The sequence below is a fragment of the Mesorhizobium sp. M7A.F.Ca.CA.004.04.2.1 genome (assembly GCF_004022825.1).
GTDB lineage: Bacteria > Pseudomonadota > Alphaproteobacteria > Rhizobiales > Rhizobiaceae > Mesorhizobium.
This window is the reverse complement of sequence record NZ_RZPH01000657.1, coordinates 1-3,475: the sequence shown is the minus strand read 5'-3', so window position 1 is coordinate 3,475 and position 3,475 is coordinate 1. Positions and strand designations below refer to the sequence as shown.

Below are 3,475 nucleotides of genomic sequence, written 5' to 3'. Positions count from 1 at the left end.
CGGCTTGCGGCGTGCGCGGTTCGAAGCTGATGCGGCGCTGTGTGTCGCGGGCTTCGAGCCACGAGGCGATGGCCATTGTCTCGGTGAGCACCCGGCCTTCGTCGGTGATCAGCACCGGCGTTTCCTGACGGTCGTTGATGCTGGCATAGGCATCGTTTTTCATCTCGGTGAGCATGTCGACGCGGCACAGGCGATAGGGTTGCCCGACGCGTTCAAAGGCAGCGACAAGCCCCATCGAGCTTCCCGCCGGGAAGCCGTAAAGGAGGATAGGTTCCATTTGTTTTCTTCCGTGATTGAGAGGATCACGCCGCGCAGCGAAACTTGACCCTAAACGCTTGTCGTCCCATGTAAATTACGCACAATTCTGTAACCAGGATCCGCCCATGAAAGACGTCGTCTCACGCTGCCCGATCGAAGAGACCATGCGCGTGCTCAGCGGTCGCTGGCCCACACTGCTGCTCTATTATCTGAAGGACGGGACCAAGCGGTTCAGCGACCTGAGACGTGACAACCCGACCGTGTCACATCGCATCCTGACCCTGGAACTGCGCAAGCTGGAGGACGCCGGTATCGTGCGGCGAACGGTGCGTCCGGGTTATCCGTTGCGGGTCGACTATGACCTCACGGCGCCTGGCCGCAAACTTGTACCGCTCATCGACGCGCTGGGCGCCTGGTGGGTGCATACGGAAGACGATCGCCAGACTTCATCGACACTGGAGACTTACGCCGGCATGGCGGCAGGTTAATTCTGATCGATTGAGGCAGGATGATCGCCGGCCAGTCGTCCAAACATCCTGAAGTCGTGGTAGGCGCCCTTGAACCGGGCTTTCTGCCGTAGCGTCCCCTCGTAGCGGAAGCCGGCTTTCTCCAGCACACGGTCCGATCCGGTATTGCCCGGCAGCGTCCACGCCTCGATGCGATTGAGCAGGAAAAACCGATGGCCGCAAAGAGCGACGGCAGCAGCCGCTTCGGTCATCAGACCTCTGCCCCAGAAGTCCGGATGCAACTCGTAGCCGATCTCGCCGCACTTCGATTTAGGGACGAACCAATTGTAGCGAATCGCACCGGCCATGGTCTTCGAAGCGCGATCCTCGATGATCCAGGCGCAGCCTTTGCCAGTAGGAAAGACCTTGCACATCCATCTCATTGCCCGATCCGCCACCGCCTTGGACGGCGCATCCCGCCAGTTCGAGAACCGGGTGACCTCGGGGATCGACAGGATATTCCGGAAGGCATCGGCATCTTCGAGGGCCGGAGCGCGCAGCAGCAGACGGGCTGTAGAGAGCGTCGGGAAGGTGCGGGCAGTTTTTGGCATCGGATTCTCACCTCACTCGGGACACCTGGACTATTGCCCGAAAGGGGGCGCTTCAACACTTCAACATTACGCGATGCATTTTTTTGCGAAAAACCAAACGTATGGGTTCTCGCGCAATTTTCACCGCTTGCCCGTCAAAAGCCATGATCGCGACTATTCAGACAGGAATGGCCATTGATCATTCCCATTCCATCGAACCGCGCCCGATGCCGAGCAGGCGCATGGTGCTGACCGGCCTCGCAGCCTTGGCGGGCCTCGCCGCCTGCAGCACCGTTTCACTGCCGTCAGGCGAAGGCGCCGGGGTCTCCTCCTCCGCCACGAGCACGCTGGCCAGCATCCGCGTCTCGGCCGGGCTTGCGCCGCTGGTCCCCGACCGGCAGCTCGAACAGGCCGCCCTGCAGCAGGCTGGCTACATGGCGCAGCGCCGCCGCATGAGCCACACCACCGGCTGGGGCAAGGATTTCGCCTCGCGCGTCAGGGACAGTCGAATTTCCGGTGCCGCGGCGGAGAACATCGCCGAGGGTCGTTTCGACCTCGAGAAACTGTTCGACATCTGGGTGCATTCACCAGGCCATCGCCGCAACATGCTCGACCCGCGCTTCACCCGCTTCGGCCTTGCCTATGTGCGCGATGGCAGCGACAGCAAGCTCCGTTACTGGAGCCTGGTGCTCGGGAAATAGAGCTAATCCATATGCGCTGCCGGCGCGCCGCCGGCAGGCGCCTGCTTGGGCTTGCGCAGCAGGAAAACAAACGGGATGGCAAGCAGCGTCATGACCATGAGTATTTTGAAGTCATTGACGTAGGAAATCATCATCGCCTGGAGATTGACCATGCGATCGACCTGCGAAAGCGCCGTCGGATCGCCGCTCGCGGCTGCCGGAGAGACCGCCCAAAGATTTGGGTTGAACGGGTTGATGAAGGCCGAAAGCTCGGCGTGGTTGACCTGCGTGTTGCGCACCATCAGAACCGTCACGACCGACACGCCGATGGACGAGCCAAGATTGCGCACCAGGCTGAACAGGGCCGTGGCATCGGTGCGGAAGCGCACGTCAAGCGTGGCGAAGGCGACGGTCGACAGCGGCACGAACACCATTCCCATGCCCAGCCCCTGGATGACGCCGGAGCTGATGATCAGCCAGTTGTCCATCTGCGGCGTGAAGCTGGACATGGTGTAGAGCGACTGCGCGGTCAGGAGGAAACCGATAACGACCAGGATCCGGGCGTCGATCTTGCTCATCAGCCGGCCGACGACCAGCATCGAAATCATGGTGCCGACACCGCGAGGCCCTATGACGACGCCGATGGTGACGGTCGGATAGCCGAAGATGGTCGACAGCATTGGCGGCAGCAGCGACATGCTCGCCAGGATGAGCACACCCATGACGAAGATGAACGCCAGCCCGGTCACGAAATTGCGGTCAAGGAAGATCTTGGGATCGATGAAAGGGTGTTCCGCAGTCATGGTGTGAATGATGAACACCCAGAAGCCGGTGAGCGAAAGACCAAGTTCGATCCAGATCTCGACCGAGGAAAACCAGTCGACCTCGCCGCCGCGGTCGAGCAGCAGCTGAAGCGCGCCGACGCCGAGCGATATCATGGCGAAGCCGAAGAAATCGAAGCCGCGCACCCGCCGGGCAACGGCCGGCAAGTAGGCGGCCATGCCGAGAAAGGCGACGATGCCGACCGGCAGGTTGATGAAGAACACCCAGCGCCAGTTGAAATTCTCGGTCAGCCAGCCACCCAGCGTCGGGCCCAGAATCGGCCCCAGCATGATGCCGGCGCCCCAAATGGCCATCGCCTGGCCATGGCGTTCCCTGGGATTGATGTCGAGCAGGAAGGTTTGCGACAGAGGCACGATCGCCGCTCCGAACACGCCTTGCATCAGCCGGAAGAACACTATGCTCTCCAGGCTCCAGGCGATGCCGCACAGCATCGAGAATATGGTGAAACCGACCACCGCCGTCAGGAACAGTTCCTTGCGGCCGAAGCGGTCGGCCAGCCAGCCGGTGACCGGCGTCATGATGGCGGCGGCAACGATGTAGGAGGTCAGCACCCAGTTGATGTTGTCAGGCGAGGCGCCGAGGTCGCCGGTCATGGTCGGCAGCGCCACGTTGGCGATCGTCGTGTCGAGCGCCTGCATGACCGTCGCCAGCATGAGCG

At 61.7% G+C, this 3,475-nt stretch carries 5 protein-coding genes; 2 read left to right on the top strand and 3 right to left on the bottom strand.

Annotated elements, in window-relative coordinates; all coding sequences use genetic code 11:
- Positions 1-277: glutathione S-transferase N-terminal domain-containing protein (locus EN893_RS24720; protein WP_206640169.1), on the bottom strand; the 277-nt coding region annotated here is incomplete at its 3' end.
- Positions 278-383: 106 nt separating this feature from the next.
- On the opposite strand from EN893_RS24720, the gene EN893_RS24715 reads away from it, so the two are divergent.
- Complete coding sequence (locus EN893_RS24715) at positions 384-746, top strand: helix-turn-helix domain-containing protein (protein ID WP_127269391.1); 363 nt, start codon at positions 384-386, stop codon at positions 744-746.
- Here the strand turns inward: EN893_RS24715 and EN893_RS24710 are convergent.
- Positions 743-1,315, bottom strand: coding sequence for a GNAT family protein (locus EN893_RS24710; RefSeq protein ID WP_127269392.1), 573 nt, complete (start codon positions 1,313-1,315; stop codon positions 743-745). The two genes, EN893_RS24715 and EN893_RS24710, sit on opposite strands and share 4 nt — an antisense overlap.
- Positions 1,316-1,521: 206 nt before the next feature.
- Here EN893_RS24710 and EN893_RS24705 point away from each other — a divergent pair, with 206 nt between their 5' ends.
- On the top strand, positions 1,522-1,995 hold the full coding sequence (locus EN893_RS24705) for a CAP domain-containing protein (RefSeq protein WP_206518931.1): 474 nt from the start codon (positions 1,522-1,524) through the stop codon (positions 1,993-1,995).
- A 2-nt stretch (positions 1,996-1,997) separates the two neighbouring features.
- Here EN893_RS24705 and EN893_RS24700 read toward each other — a convergent pair.
- Positions 1,998-3,475, bottom strand: a 1,478-nt coding sequence (locus EN893_RS24700; protein WP_245490895.1) for a DHA2 family efflux MFS transporter permease subunit, incomplete at its 5' end; no start/stop codon positions are given.

What these genes read in the sequence shown, in the direction of transcription:
- EN893_RS24705 (WP_206518931.1), top strand. Translation starts at nt 1,522, where the DNA reads ATGCCGAGCAGGCGCATGGTGCTGACCGGCCTCGCAGCCTTGGCGGGC.
- EN893_RS24710 (WP_127269392.1), bottom strand. Translation starts at nt 1,315, where the DNA reads ATGCCAAAAACTGCCCGCACCTTCCCGACGCTCTCTACAGCCCGTCTG.
- EN893_RS24715 (WP_127269391.1), top strand. Translation starts at nt 384, where the DNA reads ATGAAAGACGTCGTCTCACGCTGCCCGATCGAAGAGACCATGCGCGTG.